The following is a 15,902-nucleotide window of genomic DNA, read 5'->3' as shown; positions in this document are numbered from 1 at the left end:
CCACGCAGAGATGACCAGCAAGTCAGCAGCAGCCATTGACCGGGCACGCGCCCAGGGCCGCTCGGCACTGATCGGGTACCTCCCCGCCGGCTACCCCAACGTCGAGGACACGATCGCCGCAGGCATTGCCCTGGCGGAGAACGGCGCCGACCTGATCGAGATCGGCATCCCCTACTCCGATCCCGTCATGGACGGCCAGGTCATCCAGGCCGCCACCACCGAGGCGCTGGCCAACGGCTTCCACGTCAAGCAGGTCTTCGACGTCGTCGCCGGCATCACCAGCAAGACCGACGCCGCCGTCCTGGTCATGACCTACTGGAACCCCGTAGTCCGCATGGGCGTGGACGAATTCTCCCGCCGACTGGCCGAGGCCGGGGGAGCCGGGCTCATCACGCCGGACCTGATTCCGGACGAGGCCACCGAGTGGATGGCAGCGTCTGACAAATATGGATTGGACCGGGTGTTCCTGGTTGCCCCGTCCTCCACCGCCGAGCGCATGCAGCGGACCGTGGATGCGAGCCGAGGGTTCGTCTACGCCGTCTCCATCATGGGCGTCACCGGTGCCCGCACGTCCGTCAGTACTGCCGCCAAGGACGTGGTGGCCGCCGCGCACGACGCCGGAGCGGAGCGCGTCTGCGTGGGCCTCGGAGTTTCCACCGCGGGCCAGGTCCGGGAAATCGCCGAGTACGCCGAAGGCGTCATTGTGGGCACCGCCCTGGTCGCTGCCCTCCGCGACGGGGGAGTGGACGCCGTCGCCGCCCTCACCAAGGACCTCAGCACCGGCCTGGCGCCGGAAGCCGGGCACACCACGGACGGGGCATAACCCATGCAGGCACTGATCCAGGCAGCCGCCCTGGCACCCACCCTGATGCCTGGCAGCATCCCCAGCCCGAGCTGGTCCGGCTTCGACATCCCCCTGCCGTGGGGCAGCCTCCGGATCCACGCCTATGCGCTGTGCATCCTGGCCGGAATTGTGGTTGGCCTGTGGCTGACCTCCGTCCGGTGGGCAAAGCGCGGCGCCCCCGAAGGCAGCGTGTGGGACATCGTCATCTGGGCCATTCCCTTCGGCATCATCGGCGGGCGCCTGTATCACGTGGTGTCGTCACCGGATGCCTACTTTGGCCCCGGCTTCAACGGGACCGGAGACCTCTCGCTGATCCCACAGATCCAGCGTGGCGGACTCGGAATCTGGGGCGCCGTCGTCCTGGGCGCGGTCGGTGCCTGGATCGGTTGCCGCCGCAGCGGCGTCAAGCTCAGCGCCTTCGTCGACGCGGCCGCTCCCGGCCTGCTCCTGGCCCAAGCGCTGGGCCGGTGGGGCAACTACTTCAACCAGGAACTCTTCGGCGGCCCCACCACGTTGCCGTGGGGGCTGCAGATCGACCCCAACAACCCGAACTTCCCGGCCGGCATGCCTGCGGACACCCTCTTCCACCCCACGTTCCTCTACGAATCGCTCTGGAACGTGGCCGGCGTGCTCATCCTGCTGGCCCTGGACAAGCGCTTCAACTTCCGGCGGAGCCGGCTGTTCTGGCTGTACGCCATGTACTACACGCTGGGACGCGTCTGGATCGAAGCCATGCGCATCGATGACGCCGAACAAATCAACATCCTGGGCATTACTACCCGGCTCAACGTCTGGACAAGCATCTTCGTGTTCCTGGCGGCGCTGATCGCATTCCTCCTGCTCGGCCTGAAGGGCCGGCCGGAACCGGACAGCGTGTACCTGCCGGGCCGGGAACCGCACGAGGCGGGCGAAGCGGCCGTGGCCGGAGCCCCGGCGGAAGACGAGCAGGAAGTCCGTGATCCGGACACTGTTGTCTCAGATAGTGATTCGCGTGGTAATCTCCCAGGTAACCAAAGCGGTTCCCGGCATGCTTCCGCCCCCACGGAAGAACCCGCGGCGGCTCCGGCAGGCTTCACGCCTGGCACGGATGCCACGGCTTCCGGAACTTCCGGCAGCACAGCCACAGGACCCGCATCGGAGGCCGGCGCCGGTAAGTAGGAGGCCGGCCAGGCAGGGCAGCAGAGCCACCGCTCGAAGGGCCCGAAACCACAATGTCGTGGCATGGGGCCCATCCTGGCAGTAAAGAGATGCTGCCGGATGAAGCCCCGGGCAGGTGCCTGCGTAACCGTTAGTTCAGCAGGCTGCGCTGACCTACAATTTCCAGTAATCAACACTTTGTTGTGCCCCTGCAACGGCGCCGACGAGTGGGGCCAACGGTGTCCCTTCCATACGCACGATCAGGAGGAAGGACGTCTCCCATGACCCAAACTCTTCACACTCCCAGCTGGTCCGAACCGGAGCAGCCTGAGACTGCACTGTCGCCGTTCAAGCGCTTCGCCGCCATGCCGGAGGCTGCCGGGCTGTACAACCCCGAGCAGGAAAAAGACGCGTGCGGCCTTGCCATCATCGCCACCTTGCGCGGCGAGCCCGGATACGACATTGTCGACGCCGCCCTGACTGCCCTGCGCAACCTTGAACACCGCGGCGCCGTGGGTGCCGACGAGGGAACGGGCGACGGCGCAGGCCTGCTCATGCAGATCCCGGACGAGTTCTTCCGGGCAGTCACCGAGTTCGAGCTGCCGGGCCCCGGCCAGTACGTGGCCGGCACCGCATTCCTGCCGGCAGAGCAGCGTGAAGCCAACGCAGCCAAGGCAGGCATCGAGGGCCTTGCTGCCGACGAAGGCCTGAAGGTCCTCGGCTGGCGTGAGGTCCCGGTTGTCGCCGACCTCGTGGGCGCCATGGCCCGTGCCTGCATGCCCTACTTCTCCCAGCCCTTCCTGGCCTCCGCCAGCGGTGAGGAACTGGACCGCAACGAACTTGACTCCCGTGCGTGGCGGATCCGCAAGCGCGCCCAGAACAAATTCGGCGTCTACTTCCCTTCGCTGTCCTCCCGGACCATCGTTTACAAGGGCATGCTGACCACCGCGCAGCTGGAGCCCTTCTACCCGGACCTCTCGGACAAGCGCTTCAAGACCAAGCTCGCGATCGTCCACTCGCGCTTCTCCACCAACACGTTCCCGTCCTGGCCTTTGGCGCAGCCCTTCCGCACCATCGCCCACAACGGGGAAATCAACACCGTCAAGGGCAACCGGAACTGGATGCGGGCCCGCCAGTCCCAGCTGGCTAACCCGCTGCTGGGCGACTCTCCCGAAGAGCTGTACCCCATCTGCACCCCGGGCGCGTCGGACTCCGCGTCATTTGACGAGGTAGCCGAGTTGCTTTGGCTCTCCGGCCGCCCCATCACGCACTCGATCATGATGATGATCCCCGAGGCGTGGGAAAACCACGCCACCATGGATCCGGCACGGCGCGCGTTCTACGAGTACCATTCGCTGTTGATGGAACCGTGGGACGGCCCTGCCGCCGTCTCCTTCACCGACGGAAACCTGGTGGGTGCCACGCTGGACCGCAACGGCCTGCGCCCTGGCCGCTTCTGGATCACCGAAGACGGCCTGATCGTCTTCGCCTCCGAGGTGGGCGTGATCGACGTCGAGCCCTCCAAGGTGGTCAAGAAGGGCCGCGTGTCCCCGGGCAAGATGTTCCTGGTGGACACCGAGGCCGGCCGCATCATCGACGACGAAGAGGTCAAGGCCGAAGTCGCCGCGGCCAACCCGTGGGCCGAGTGGGTCAAGGACAACCTGATCGACCTCAATGAGCTGCCCGAGCGCGAACACGTGGTCCACACCGCCGCGTCCGTGAACATCCGCCAGCGCACCTTCGGCTACACCACCGAGGAACTGAAGATTCTCCTGGGCCCGATGGCCCGCACCGGCGCAGAACCACTGGGCGCCATGGGCTCCGACACCCCGGTGGCGGTGCTGTCCAAGCGCCCCCGGCTGCTCTTCGACTACTTTGTGCAGTCCTTCGCGCAGGTAACCAACCCGCCGCTGGACGCCATCCGGGAGGAACTGGTCACGTCCCTGACGTGCGCCATCGGACCCAACGGCAACCTGCTGGATACCAAGCGGGTGCGCCAGCCGCAGGTGCAGCTGCCGTTCCCGGTAATCAACAACGACCAGCTCGCCAAGATCGCCAACATCGAGGACGCTGACGGCAACCGCGTGGCCATGAAGGTCCGCGGACTGTACCGCCCCGAAGGCGGCGAGAACGCCCTGCGCGCCCGGCTCACCGAGATCTGCGAGCAGGTCTCCGGTGCCATCAACCGTGGCGTCCAGTACGTCGTGCTCTCGGACCGTGACTCGAACGCCCAGTGGGCGCCGATCCCGTCCCTTCTGCTGGTCAGCGCCGTGCACCACCACCTGCTGCGCAGCGCCAACCGCACCAAGACCGCCCTGGTGGTCGAGGCCGGCGACGTCCGCGAGACGCACCACGTGGCCGTCCTGATCGGTTACGGCGCCTCCGCCGTCAACCCGTACCTGGCCATGGAATCCGTGGAACAGCTCATCGCCGCGGGCGACGTCACCGGGGTCACGCCGCAGGACGGCGTCTACAACCTGATCAAGGGCCTCGGCAAGGGTGTCCTGAAGATCATGTCCAAGATGGGCATCTCCACTGTTGCCTCCTACACCGGTGCCCAGACGTTCGAGGCCTTGGGCCTCGGACAGGAACTGGTGGACGAGTTCTTTGCCGGCACGCACTCCCAGCTGGGCGGCGTGGGGCTGGACGTCATCGCTGCAGAGGTGTCCGCGCGCCACCAGATGGCGTACCCGGAAGGCGGCATCGAGCAGCCGCACCGGCCCCTGCTGGGCGGCGGCGAGTACCAGTGGCGCCGCGACGGTGAGCCGCACCTGTTCAATCCGGAGACCGTCTTCCGGCTGCAGCACGCCACCCGTGAGCGTCGCTACGACATCTTCAAGGCCTACACCAAGGGCGTTGACGACCAGTCCACCAACCTGATGACCCTGCGCGGGCTGCTCAAGTTCAAGAACGAGCGTCCCTCCGTTCCGCTCGAGGAAGTGGAGCCGGTCTCCAGCATCGTCAAGCGGTTCTCCACCGGTGCGATGAGCTACGGCTCCATCTCCCAGGAGGCCCACGAGACGCTGGCCATCGCCATGAACCAGCTGGGCGGCAAGTCCAACACCGGTGAAGGCGGCGAGGACGTGGAGCGCCTGCTCGACCCCAAGCGCCGCTCCGCGGTCAAGCAGATCGCCTCCGGCCGGTTCGGCGTCACCAGCCTGTACCTGACCAACGCCGACGACATCCAAATCAAGATGGCCCAGGGTGCCAAGCCCGGCGAAGGCGGCCAGCTGATGGCGCAGAAGGTCTACCCGTGGGTGGCCCGCACCCGCCACTCGACCCCCGGCGTCGGGCTCATCTCCCCGCCCCCGCACCACGACATCTACTCCATCGAGGACCTGGCGCAGCTGATCTACGATGCCAAGCGAGCCAACCCGTCCGCACGGGTGCACGTGAAGCTTGTCTCCGAAGTGGGGATCGGCACCGTGGCGTCCGGCGTGACCAAGGCGAAGGCCGACGTCGTACTGGTTTCCGGCCATGACGGCGGAACCGGCGCCTCGCCGCTGAACTCGCTCAAGCATGCCGGTGTCCCGTGGGAGCTCGGGCTGGCCGAGACCCAGCAGACGCTGATGCTCAATGGCCTGCGCGACCGCGTGGTGGTGCAGGTTGACGGCCAGCTCAAGACCGGCCGCGACGTTGTCATCGCCGCATTGCTGGGCGGCGAGGAATTCGGCTTCGCCACCGCTCCGCTCGTGGTGGAAGGCTGCATCATGATGCGCGTCTGCCACCTTGACACCTGCCCGGTGGGCGTTGCCACCCAGAACCCTGAGCTTCGCGCCCGCTTCAGCGGCAAGCCGGAGTTCGTGGTCAACTTCTTCGAGTTCCTGGCCGAGGAAGTCCGCGAAATCCTGGCCGAGCTTGGCTTCCGCAGCCTCGAAGAGGCCATTGGCCACGCCGAGGTCCTGGATGCCCGCGACGCGGTCAACCACTGGAAGGCCGACGGCCTGGACCTGGACCCGATCCTGCATGGCCTGGAGTTTGACGACGACGCGCCGCTGCGGAACATGACCGGCCAGAACCACGAGCTGGACAAGCACTTCGACCAGCGGCTGATCACCATGGCCACCGAGGCGTTGACGGACCGCAGCCCCGTGAAGATCAACGTGGACGTCATCAACACCGACCGTTCCGTTGGCACCATGCTGGGGCACGTTGTCACCAAGACCTTCAGCACCGATGTGCTGGCCACGGACACGATCGACATCACGCTGAACGGTACTGCCGGCCAGTCCCTCGGCGCGTTCCTGCCGGCGGGCATCACCCTGCGGCTCTTCGGCGACTCGAACGACTATGTGGGCAAGGGCTTGTCAGGCGGCCGGATCATCGTCCGCCCGGACCGGACCAACGTCTTCAAGGCGGAGACCAACGTCATCGCCGGCAACGTCATCGGCTACGGTGCCACCAGTGGCGAAATGTTCCTGCGGGGCCAGGTGGGCGAACGCTTCCTGGTCCGCAACTCCGGTGCCACGGCCGTCGTCGAAGGCATCGGCGACCACGGCTGCGAGTACATGACCGGCGGCCAGACGCTGATCCTGGGACGCACCGGGCGCAACTTCGGCGCGGGCATGTCCGGCGGCACCGCCTACGTGCTGGACCTGCGGACCACCCGCGTCAACAAGCAGGCCCTGGACTCCGGCGAGCTGCAGCTGCGCGAGCTCGACGCCGAGGACCGCGACATTGTCCACGGGCTGCTGGTGAAGCACATCGAGGAAACCGAGTCCCAGTTGGCGGCGCGGCTCCTCGAGAACTTCGACGACACCGTTGCCCGCATTACCAAGGTGCTGCCGCGCGACTACGCGGCTGTGCTGCAAACCCGACTTGACGCCATCGAAGAGGGCCTTGACCCCGATGGCGAAGAAGTATGGTCTCGAATCCTGGAGGTGACCGGTGGCTGATCCACGCGGATTTCTGAAAGTACGCCAGCGTGAAACCCAGCCGCGCCGTCCTGTTCCCGTGCGCATCATGGACTGGAAGGAAGTCTACGAGGCGCAGGAAAAAGGCGTCCTGAAGGCGCAGGCCGGACGCTGCATGGACTGCGGCGTTCCGTTCTGCCACCAGGGCTGCCCACTGGGTAACCTCATTCCCGAGTGGAACGACCTCATGTGGCGGGACAAGGGGGAGGAGGCGATTGAGCGGCTGCACGCCACCAACAACTTCCCTGAGTTCACCGGCCGCCTGTGCCCGGCGCCGTGCGAGGCCTCCTGCGTCCTGGGGATCAACCAGCCTGCCGTCACCATCAAGCAGGTTGAAGTTTCGATCATCGACGAGGCGTTCGAGAACGGCTGGGTCAACCCGCTGCCGCCCACGCGCCTGACCGGCAAGACCGTTGCGGTGGTCGGCTCCGGCCCGGCGGGCCTGGCTGTCGCACAGCAGCTCACCCGGGTAGGCCACACCGTTGCTGTGTACGAACGGGACGACAAGATCGGCGGCCTGCTGCGCTACGGCATCCCCGACTTCAAGATGGAAAAAGAGCAGGTGGACCGCCGCGTCGAGCAGATGAAGGCCGAAGGCACCCGCTTCCGGACCGGCGTGGCCGTGGGTACCGACGTGACCTGGGAGCAGCTGCGCCGTCGCTACGACGCCGTCGTAGTTTGCACCGGTGCCACCGTCCCGCGCGACCTGCCCATCCCGGGCCGGGACCTGGAAGGCGTCCACTTCGCCATGGACTACCTGGTACCCGCCAACCGCGTGGTGGCCGGGGAAACCATCGACCACCAGATCCACGCCAATGGCAAGCATGTGGTCATCCTGGGCGGCGGTGACACCGGTGCCGACTGCCTCGGCACCGCCCACCGGCACGGGGCAGCATCCGTCACCACCCTTGCTATCGGCAAGCAGCCGCCGGCCGAGCGCGCCAGCCACCAGCCGTGGCCTACGTTCCCCAACCTCTTCGAAGTGGCCAGCGCCCATGAGGAGGGCGGCGAACGCACCTACCTCGCGTCCACCGTGGAATTCGTTGGCGAAAACGGCAAGCTCACCGGCGTCAAGGTAGCCGAAACCGAGTTCGTGGATGGCAAGCGGCTCCCCAAGGCCGGCACCGAGCGGATCATTCCCGCCGACCTCGTGTTCCTGTCCCTGGGGTTCACCGGAGCAGAGCCTGCCGGCATCACCGACCAGGTGCACGCCGACTTCGACGGGCGCGGCAACGTGGCCCGCGACGGCTACTACATGACCAACACCGAAGGTGTGTTCGTCGCCGGTGACGCCGGCCGCGGGCAGTCCCTGATTGTGTGGGCCATCGCCGAAGGCCGTGCCGCCGCGGCAGCCGTGGACAAGTACCTCATGGGAAGCACCATCCTTCCCGCTCCCGTCGCACCGACGGACCGCGCCATCGCCGTCCTCTAGGGGTGCATCGAGGGTTCACCTCGCCGACAACTTAACCAATGCAAGAGACCAATAGGGTAGGTATATGAGACGCGCAAAAATTGTGGCTACGTTTGGCCCGGCAATTGCCAGCTACGAGAACACCCTGGCTGTGCTGGAGGCCGGCGTTGACGTCGCCCGCATGAACATGAGCCACGGTGACTACACCGTGCATGACAACACCTACGAAAACGTCCGCAAGGCGGCATCGGACCTGGGCAAGGCCGTGGCCATCATGGCCGACCTGCAGGGCCCCAAGATCCGCCTGGGCCGTTTCGTAGACGGCCCGCACGCCCTCGCCGTAGGTGACATCTTCACCATCACCACCGAGGACGTTCCCGGCACCCAGGAGATCTGCTCCACCACCCTGAAGAGCCTCACCGAGGACGTCAAGGTGGGGGACGCGCTCCTGATCGACGACGGCAAGGTGGCTTTGCGTGCCATCGAGGTCGACGACGTCAAGGTGGTCGCCGAGGTAACGGTGGGCGGCATGGTGTCCAACAACAAGGGCATCAACCTTCCGGGCGTGGCCGTCAACGTTCCCGCGTTGAGCGAAAAGGACGAGGACGACCTCCGCTGGGCGATGCGCCGCGGCGTGGACCTGGTAGCCCTGTCCTTCGTCCGTGACGCGTCAGACATCACCCGCGTGCACGAGATCATGGATGAAGAAGGCCGCCGCGTGCCGGTCATCGCCAAGATCGAAAAACCGCAGGCTGTTGAGCAGCTGCCGGAGATCATCGACGCGTTCGACGCGATCATGGTGGCCCGTGGCGACCTGGGTGTGGAGCTTCCCCTGGAGGAAGTGCCGATCGTGCAGAAGCGCGCCATCGAGCTCGCCCGCCGCTGGGCGAAGCCGGTCATCGTGGCCACCCAGGTGCTCGAGTCGATGATCGATAACCCGCGCCCAACCCGTGCTGAGGCCTCCGACTGCGCCAACGCCGTCCTTGACGGTGCCGACGCCGTCATGCTCTCCGGCGAGACCAGCGTGGGCAAGTACCCGATCGAAACGGTCAAGACCATGGCCCGGATCATCGAATCCACCGAGGTCCACGGCCTGGAGCGCGTCCCCCCGCTGGGGACCAAGCCCAAGACCCGTGGCGGCGCCATCACGCGTGCCGCCGTCGAAATCGCCGACCAGCTGGACGCCAAGTACATCTGTGCGTTCACCCAGTCCGGAGACTCCGCCCGGCGCCTGTCACGCCTGCGGCCCATCAAGCCGGTCTTCGCGTTCACCCCGGTGGAGCAGGTCTGGAACCAGATGGCGCTCACCTGGGGCATTCAGCCGGTACTGGTGCAGATGGTGGACCACACGGACGCCATGACGGCGCAGGTGGACCGCAGTCTCGAGGAAATGGGCCTGGTGCAGGACGGTGACCTGGTGGTCATCGCTGCCGGGTCCCCTCCCGGAAAGGCCGGTTCAACCAACTCGCTGAAGGTGCACAAGGTAGGCGACCTGGCCGACTCCACCCGCGCCGGTGAAGTCAGCAGCAACAAGGAAAAGCTCGGCCCCTGGCCGGAAAAGAAGAAGAAGGCCTAGGCCCCAGTCTTCGGATAAAGCAGAGAACCCCCGCCGGTTGGCGGGGGTTCTTTGCTTTGCTTCTGCGGTGAGCGGGCGCTTTGGTGGGCTGCCCAACTGTTGGTGGCAGGGCCGGCGTCGTACTTCCTCCGGGGCCTGCCCGCAGGCTAGTTGACCTGGTTGATGATGGTTTCGGCGACCTCACGCATGCTGAGGCGGCGGTCCATGGAGGTCTTCTGGATCCAGCGGAAGGCCTCCGGCTCCGTCAGGCCCATCTTGGTGGTCAGCAGGCTCTTGGCGCGCTCCACGAGCTTGCGGGTGGCGAACTGCTCCTGGAGGTCGGAAACCTCGCTCTCGAGGGCTTTGATTTCCTCGTGGCGGGAGAGGGCGATCTCCAGGGCCGGGATAAGGTCTGCGGGGGTGAACGGCTTCACCACGTAGGCCATGGCGCCGGCGTCCCGGGCACGCTCGACCAGTTCCTTCTGGCTGAAGGCGGTGAGCAGCACCACGGGGGCGATGCGGGCCTTGACGATCTTCTCGGCCGCGGAAATGCCGTCCATGACGGGCATCTTGACGTCCATGAGGACCAGGTCCGGCTTCAGTTCTTCTGCGAGCTGGACGGCCTTCTCGCCGTTGTCCGCCTCACCCACAACGTCATAGCCTTCACCGCGCAGGATCTCGATGATGTCGAGGCGGATGAGGGTTTCATCCTCTGCCACAATGACGCGGCGCGCCGGCTGGGACGTGGGCTTGGACTCCGTCTGTTCAGTCACGGGATCTCCTTGAAAAGGTACGGCGGGACATCACTATCTTAGGTGCCACCGCGGCTGTACTTGGCTTGCAGGGGTTCGGTTGCGGCGACGGCGGCGCGATTCTGGAATTCAGCCTATCTGCATGTAGAGTAATTCCGCGTACGTGAAGCGATCGCGTTGCTCACAGTCAGCTGTGGGCGTACTTTCACTCCATGTATTCCGCGCCCGAGTGGCGGAATTGGCAGACGCGCCGCACTCAAAATGCGGTATCGAAAGGTGTGTGGGTTCGAGTCCCACCTCGGGCACGCATAACCCCTCGTCAGAGGGGTTTTTGCTTTAACGTGTTGACAAAGCTTGTGGTCGCGTCGCCTCACGGATTGGGTCGCGGGCTGTGGCCTGGCCCCGCGGTGACCTATTCAGTTGTGTGGGTGGCGGGTCCAGGGCCCTGGCTTGTGGGCCTTCCGACTGATGAGCTGGCGGTATGCGCGTCCTCGTTCCAGTTTTGTTGGGTGGGCCGCAGTTTGCCTACGCCTATTCATTCGCCGGGGGAGTGGGAACGACATGAAGTGCCTTTAGCTTGGTGCAAGGACATACAAGATAGGCGAATTTAGGGCGACGCAGGGAGCCGAGCTCGCCATTGTCCTGCCTAAGGGGGTGGGGACATTGTCGACACTTATATTTGGTCTATCGGCCTTTTTCGCGCTCGTTTTGTCCCGCGCCGGCGCCGTCCCGCCGGCCCTTGCAGCAGCCATGGTTGCTGCATCTACCGTCCGCTGGGCTGACCGCACCACCAACTCACGGGAGCTACTCGCCCTGCCATTCCGAGATGATGCACCCCGGGGACGTGTTCCTGTCTACAACATCTGCCCTATTTGCTGGCGCCGGCCGTAAGGCCTTCCCGCAGAGTCCGTTGGCCGAAGATGAAGACGACCAGGGCCGGCAGCATGGACAGGATTACGCCGGCGAGAACCACGGAAATGCTGCCCGTGCCGAGGTTCCCCTGAAGCGTGACCAGGCCGAGGGGAAGGGTGAAGTTCTGTTCGCTGATGGTGAGGATCAGCGGCCGGAAGAACTCGTTCCAATGGAAGTTAAAGGCCAGGATCCCAACGATGGCCATGCCGGGGACGGCCAAAGGAACATAGATGGACCGGAAGATCCGCCAGGGTCCGGCACCGTCCAGCGCGGCCGCTTCCGCGAAGTCATTCGGCAGGCCCAGGAAGTATTGGCGCAACAGGAAGGTGCCGAATGCCGTGGGGACGGCGGGCAGGATCAAGGCCAGGAGGGTGTCGGACAGGCCCATGCCGCGGATCAGCATGAACACCGGGACGATAGTGACCTGTACGGGGACCATCATGGTGGCCAGGACCAGCGAGAAGACGGCGTTCTTGCCGCGGAAATCCAGGCGGGCGAAGACGTAGCCGGCCAGGGTCGCCGATGCCATCTGCCCAAGTGCGATCAGCCCCGTTACCAGGGCGCTGTTCAGGACAAGGAGGCCGACATTGATCTGCTGGAACACCTCCTGGTAAGCGGTGAAGTCAGGGTTGACGGGCAGGAAGGACGGCGGCAGGTTGAAGGATGCCGACGGCGTCCGCAGCGACGTGGACAAGGTCCACAGGACAGGGCCGAGGGTCAGCGCCGCTGCCACGGCCAACGCCGTGTATCTGCCGACGGTGCTGGCTGCGGGCAGCCGGCGTGTCCGGTAAGGCTTGGGGGTGGTGGGCGTGTCGGTGGTGGAACCGGAATGCTTGCCGGTCCCGGTCTGCAGGGTGTGGCTGGGCATGGGGGACCTCACTGGTAGAACACGAAGCGGCGGCTAAGGCGGAACTGGAGAGCGGTGACGGCAAGGATCAGCACGGTGAGTACCAGACCGATGGCTGAGGCTTTGCCAAACTCCAGTTGCTGGAAGGCGGATTCAAAGATCACCATGACGGCTGTCCGGGTGGAATCGCCGGGGCCGCCGTTGGTCAGGACATACGGTTGGTCGAAGACTTGCAGGGCGCTGATGATGGCCATGACCGAGGCCACGAGCACCGTGGGGCTGATGAGTGGAAGCGTCACGTTGCTGAACTGCTTCCAGCCTGCGGCGCCATCAAGGTTCGCCGCTTCGTGGAGTTCCTTCGGGATGTTGGTGAGCGCGCCGAGGAACAGCAGGAACGAGAAGCCGAAGTTTTGCCAGACGTAGACCAGCACAACGACGGCGGCCGATGCCGCGGGGCTTGTCAACCACGGCACAGCGGGAATCCCGACCAGTGACAAAAGCCAGTTCACGACGCCGAACTGTTCGTTGAACATATACCGCATGAAGATGGACACGGACGCGGCGGACAGGACCAGCGGGAAGAAAAAGGTGGAGCGGAGGAACACCCTCAGCCAGGATGGCATCCGGGCCTGCAGCATGGATGCCAGGCAGAGCGCGATGCCCAGCTGAAGAATGACCGCGACAACGACGAACACGACGGTGTTGAGGAAGGACACGCGTACGGTGGGGTCTTCTGCCAGTGAAGCGAAGTTGGCGAAACCGACGAACTGTGGCGCCGAAATGATGTCCCAGCGGAAGAAAGCCAGGACCAAGGATGCGATGATCGGCAGGAACGTAAACAGGGCCATCCCCAGCACGGTGGGAGCCAGGAAAATCCTCGCCAGCCAGCGCTCCACAAGGGAGCGCTTTACGGCCAGCGGTTTCACTGTTCGCCCCTGGGCGGTGGATGCGGCAGTCATGAGTTCCTCCTCAGAGCCAGTTCGAGGTCGCGCTGCAGGTTGCCCATCGCTGTCCGGACGTCGGCGGAGCTGCCGCTGACCGCGGTGGACACGTTCTTCATCAGGGCAGTTTCGACGGCGGCCTGCTGGGGCGGGGCGGGAATCGGGCCGGAGGTGGGGAATCTGTCCAAGGTGTCGTAGAAGACTTTCCAGTGCCGAGGCCCGGTGGCGGCGTAGAAGGACTCGTTGACCATCGAACGGCGGGTCGGCGTGGTGTTCGGCTTGGGAATGGCCAGCTGCATCGCTTCACGCGTAGAACAGAACTTCACCCACTCCCACGCGGCATCCTTGTCCTTCGCCGTGCGCATAATCGCGTAGCCGGCAGCGCCGAACTGATGTCGCTGGGTCCGCCAGCGCGGGAAGAACTGCACGTCGAATTGATCGGCACTCATCCCGGCCTCGTGCAGACCCTGCGCCCAGTATCCCCCTGCGGGGGTGGTGCCGATGCGGTTGTTGCCGAACAGGCCCACCAAGGCGTTTCCGCCCCCGGACTCGGGACGCACGCCCAGTCCTTCGGCCACCAGTTCGCGCAAATAGTCGAATGTTTCGATCACCCGCCCGTCCTCGGCGTTCGGAGCCAGCCACTGATACCCGCCGCCCCGGATCCCACGGGCAGGGTCGGACGGGTAAAAGGCGTCCCACAGCCAGTCCCCGCCCGGTGCCTTCGTTTCGGACAGGAAGCTGGTGTCGTTGGCGTAGAGCCACGGCACGACCCCGCCAAAAAGGCGGTTGGTCCAGTAGTACGGGGTGAAATCAGCTGGCCGGGCCTTGCGAAGGGCTTTCAGGGTGGCGCCGAAGTCGTCCTTCGTCCAATCGTCCTTGGGCCGGTCAAGCCCGGCTTGGGCAAAGGTGGTGGTGTTCATGTACATGTTGGCCGCGTTCCAGTCCAGTGGAAGTTGGTACAGGCTTCCTTGGTACATGAAGGCTTCCAGCAAGCTGGGATGGACGTCGTTAAAGTAATCACGCATCGCCGCAGCGTCCCGGCGGACGAAACTGTCCAACGGCTCCGCGAGTTTGTCGGCGAACAACTGGGCGCCTTCGGTGGCGACATAGACGACATCCGGCGGCGCTCCCGCGGCCACCATGGTGAGGATCTTGGAAAAGAAGTCTTTCCAGTCCGCACCCTGAATCGCCTGCAGTTGCACGGGGATGTCTGGATGCGCGGCGGTAAAGGCCTGGATCAGGCCTTGGCGGCCCGCGGCATCCGCCGCCGTCCCAAGGATGGCGATGTTCAAGGCCTTGCTGCCCCGGCCCGGGATGTCAGCACCGGTCAGCCGCGGCCAAGCGCCCACGGTGGCTCCCGCCACGGCGATCCCGGTCAGGCCCAGCATGGAACGGCGGCTAAGCTGTGCGAACCTGCCGCTGGGCCGCAGCGAATGCGAAGGGGCTGGTTGCCCCCGTGTCTTTTCGGACGTCATTATCGGCTCCTCCTAACAGAGTAAACGGGGTCCGGTGCTTTTGTTGTCCGCAGGGTTGCTTCTCTTACACCTGATCGAACGCGAAAGCTTGGGGCGCGGAGGTCGGTGCCCCGACAGCAGATGTCAGTTCGTCAAGGGTAGGCGGGTTCGCTCCGGCGCGCTGGACGGTGATGGCCGCTGCTGCGGCGGCGGTGCGTCCCAGCTGCTCCATGACGGCGGGGGCAAATCCTTCGGTGCCTCGCGTAAGGAGGCCCAGGATGAGTGCGGCCATGTAGGAGTCGCCGGCACCGATGGTGTCCGCCACGGTCGCTGTGACTGCGGGAACAGTGATGCTCGCCGACAGGGAAGTGAACCGTGAGCCGGCGGCGCCGGTAGTGATCACCGCCAGCCCTGCGCCCAGCCGGAGGATGTGCCCAGCGGCTTCTTCCAGTGTTTTCGAGGGGTACAGCCAGTGGACGTCCTCATCGCTGAGTTTGACGACGTCGGTCAGGGCGGCGATGTCTTCGAAGGTTGCCTTCGCTTCTGAATGGCTGCCAAGCAGGGATGGCCTGATGTTCGGGTCGCACGTGATGGTGGAATGCCGGTGGGCCCGTTCGAGGAGGGTTCTGACGGAACCGGCCCCGGGGTTCAGGAAGGTTGCTATTGAACCGGTGTGGAGGATTTTGGGGAAATAGGCAGGCGTTGCTGCCTGCAGCTCCCAGCGGATGTCGAAGTCGTATTCGGCTGATCCGTCGGGTCCGAGGGTTGCGGTGGCTGTCGCCGTGCGGTCAAGAAATTTTGAACCGGGCAGAAGAGTCACTCCTGCCCGGCGGAGGTGATTTTCTATCGAAACTCCCCGTGCATCGGGTGCGATGGCGGTGAGCAGGCCCGTGGGGACGCCCAGCAGCCCGAGGCCGTAGGCGACGTTGGCCGGCGACCCGCCGGGGTACTCCACCCGGCTGTTCGGTGTGGTGACCACATCGATCAGCGCTTCACCGACAACGACGGCGTCCAGGGCCTGGTGGGCATCTCGTCGTGCTGCTCCAAGGTATTCCATGGTTGTCTCCCGGGCAGGGCTAGGTGTACTGCCCCGGCAGGTTGATGACACGGGGATCGATTTGACGCAATAAGAGGAC

At 65.2% G+C, this 15,902-nt stretch carries 10 protein-coding genes and 1 tRNA gene; 6 read left to right on the top strand and 5 right to left on the bottom strand.

Translation table 11 applies throughout. The annotated features are described in order from the left end of the window. Positions 1-10 precede the first annotated feature (10 nt). The 5 genes from trpA (at position 11) to pyk (ending at position 9,881) form a co-directional block, all read left to right on the top strand. Positions 11-823, top strand: coding sequence for a tryptophan synthase subunit alpha (trpA, locus tag QRN53_RS08235; protein ID WP_285243605.1), 813 nt, complete (start codon positions 11-13; stop codon positions 821-823). A 3-nt stretch (positions 824-826) separates the two neighbouring features. Then, positions 827-2,002 (top strand): prolipoprotein diacylglyceryl transferase, encoded by a 1,176-nt coding sequence (lgt, locus tag QRN53_RS08230; RefSeq protein WP_285243528.1) that lies wholly within the window; start codon positions 827-829, stop codon positions 2,000-2,002. A 260-nt stretch (positions 2,003-2,262) separates the two neighbouring features. Next, on the top strand, positions 2,263-6,876 hold the full coding sequence (gene gltB / locus QRN53_RS08225) for a glutamate synthase large subunit (protein WP_285243527.1): 4,614 nt from the start codon (positions 2,263-2,265) through the stop codon (positions 6,874-6,876). Next, positions 6,869-8,326 carry a glutamate synthase subunit beta gene (locus QRN53_RS08220; protein ID WP_285243526.1) on the top strand — a complete coding sequence of 486 codons (1,458 nt, stop codon included), beginning with the start codon at positions 6,869-6,871 and terminating at the stop codon, positions 8,324-8,326. Before gltB ends, QRN53_RS08220 begins: the two co-directional genes overlap by 8 nt. A gap of 64 nt (positions 8,327-8,390) precedes the next feature. After that, entirely contained in the window at positions 8,391-9,881 is a 1,491-nt protein-coding gene (pyk, locus tag QRN53_RS08215; protein ID WP_285243525.1) for a pyruvate kinase, read from the top strand. A gap of 146 nt (positions 9,882-10,027) precedes the next feature. Here the strand turns inward: pyk and QRN53_RS08210 are convergent, their stop codons facing one another. After that, positions 10,028-10,633 (bottom strand): ANTAR domain-containing response regulator, encoded by a 606-nt coding sequence (locus QRN53_RS08210; protein WP_009358190.1) that lies wholly within the window; start codon positions 10,631-10,633, stop codon positions 10,028-10,030. A gap of 202 nt (positions 10,634-10,835) precedes the next feature. Between QRN53_RS08210 and QRN53_RS08205 the strand changes: the two genes are divergently transcribed. Then, positions 10,836-10,917, top strand: a tRNA-Leu gene (locus QRN53_RS08205). Positions 10,918-11,480: 563 nt separating this feature from the next. On the opposite strand, the gene QRN53_RS08200 is transcribed toward QRN53_RS08205, so the two are convergent. The 4 genes from QRN53_RS08200 to QRN53_RS08185 form a co-directional block, all read right to left on the bottom strand. Next, positions 11,481-12,392 (bottom strand): carbohydrate ABC transporter permease, encoded by a 912-nt coding sequence (locus QRN53_RS08200; RefSeq protein WP_285243524.1) that lies wholly within the window; start codon positions 12,390-12,392, stop codon positions 11,481-11,483. 8 nt (positions 12,393-12,400) lie between these two features. Further along, the gene (locus QRN53_RS08195; protein WP_285243523.1) at positions 12,401-13,330 is read right to left on the bottom strand and encodes a carbohydrate ABC transporter permease; all 930 of its coding nucleotides are present in this window, start codon (positions 13,328-13,330) and stop codon (positions 12,401-12,403) included. After that, positions 13,327-14,787, bottom strand: coding sequence for an extracellular solute-binding protein (locus QRN53_RS08190; protein WP_285243522.1), 1,461 nt, complete (start codon positions 14,785-14,787; stop codon positions 13,327-13,329). Before QRN53_RS08190 ends, QRN53_RS08195 begins: the two co-directional genes overlap by 4 nt. Positions 14,788-14,851: 64 nt before the next feature. Then, on the bottom strand, positions 14,852-15,823 hold the full coding sequence (locus QRN53_RS08185; RefSeq protein ID WP_285243521.1) for a PfkB family carbohydrate kinase: 972 nt from the start codon (positions 15,821-15,823) through the stop codon (positions 14,852-14,854). Between the last annotated feature and the right edge of the window lie 79 nt (positions 15,824-15,902).

It is taken from the genome of Pseudarthrobacter sp. fls2-241-R2A-127 (assembly GCF_030209355.1).
Taxonomy (GTDB): Bacteria; Actinomycetota; Actinomycetes; order Actinomycetales; family Micrococcaceae; genus Arthrobacter.
This window is presented reverse-complemented; position numbering and strand designations above follow the sequence as displayed.

What these genes read in the sequence shown, in the direction of transcription:
- lgt (WP_285243528.1), top strand. Translation starts at nt 827, where the DNA reads ATGCAGGCACTGATCCAGGCAGCCGCCCTGGCACCCACCCTGATGCCT.
- trpA (WP_285243605.1), top strand. Translation starts at nt 11, where the DNA reads ATGACCAGCAAGTCAGCAGCAGCCATTGACCGGGCACGCGCCCAGGGC.
- QRN53_RS08195 (WP_285243523.1), bottom strand. Translation starts at nt 13,330, where the DNA reads ATGACTGCCGCATCCACCGCCCAGGGGCGAACAGTGAAACCGCTGGCC.
- QRN53_RS08190 (WP_285243522.1), bottom strand. Translation starts at nt 14,787, where the DNA reads ATGACGTCCGAAAAGACACGGGGGCAACCAGCCCCTTCGCATTCGCTG.
- QRN53_RS08185 (WP_285243521.1), bottom strand. Translation starts at nt 15,823, where the DNA reads ATGGAATACCTTGGAGCAGCACGACGAGATGCCCACCAGGCCCTGGAC.
- gltB (WP_285243527.1), top strand. Translation starts at nt 2,263, where the DNA reads ATGACCCAAACTCTTCACACTCCCAGCTGGTCCGAACCGGAGCAGCCT.
- QRN53_RS08200 (WP_285243524.1), bottom strand. Translation starts at nt 12,392, where the DNA reads ATGCCCAGCCACACCCTGCAGACCGGGACCGGCAAGCATTCCGGTTCC.
- pyk (WP_285243525.1), top strand. Translation starts at nt 8,391, where the DNA reads ATGAGACGCGCAAAAATTGTGGCTACGTTTGGCCCGGCAATTGCCAGC.